This is a genomic window from Parvularcula marina (genome assembly GCF_003399445.1).
GTDB classification, from domain to species: domain Bacteria; phylum Pseudomonadota; class Alphaproteobacteria; order Caulobacterales; family Parvularculaceae; genus Parvularcula; species Parvularcula marina.
In genome coordinates this window covers 1-617 of sequence record NZ_QUQO01000017.1, presented here as the reverse complement: position 1 = coordinate 617, position 617 = coordinate 1, and the positions used below count along the sequence as shown (strand labels likewise).

The following is a 617-nucleotide window of genomic DNA, read 5'->3' as shown; positions in this document are numbered from 1 at the left end:
GTCGAGAAGATTTTAGCAGAACAAGAGGCTGTTGAAGAACAATGCCCGACTGGATGCTATACCAATCTGTTAAGCCCGACGGTTACCGGTAAAGATACCATCCCGTTTCTCTTGTTTGATAAAAAAGGCGGTTTGTTCTCCACATTCGGGAACGTCGGAGGATTTGCGGATGACAGCCAGTGCTTCGAGTCTATTTTCTTCCGGGCAGAAAGAGTTTGTGATTGCTGCGCAACGCTTTCAGTATTGCGCCCCGTAGATGTGCACGGCGACACCCTCAGCGTCTGCCATCCTTGTGACCCGGATTTCTTCGGTTTAGAAAAAACAGATTTTTGCATTGAAGTTGATCTGAGCTGCTTCAGCGCCATTCAATGCCTTTCACCGGAGCTTGTTGACCGGCCTGAGCCGCACAAAGAGAAAAAGCATCACGGATAGTCATTGATTCGCATCTTTCCTAAAGAAGAATCCCCTTCCAACCTTCTATTACAGATGCAATCATCAGCCCGTCCGGACTTCCGGGCGGCTGACTCTCCGATATCGTTTAATCCGGTATATAAAACGTGAAGTCAGGAGGGATATTATGAGCAAGCATACAACATACTGTGTGCGTGAAGCGGTAG

At 48.0% G+C, this 617-nt stretch carries 1 protein-coding gene; it reads left to right on the top strand.

The window, feature by feature from the left end:
* The coding region (locus tag DX908_RS16920) for a CotY/CotZ family spore coat protein (RefSeq protein ID WP_233508746.1) at positions 1–432 on the top strand (432 nt) is incomplete at its 5' end.
* Positions 433–617 lie beyond the last annotated feature (185 nt).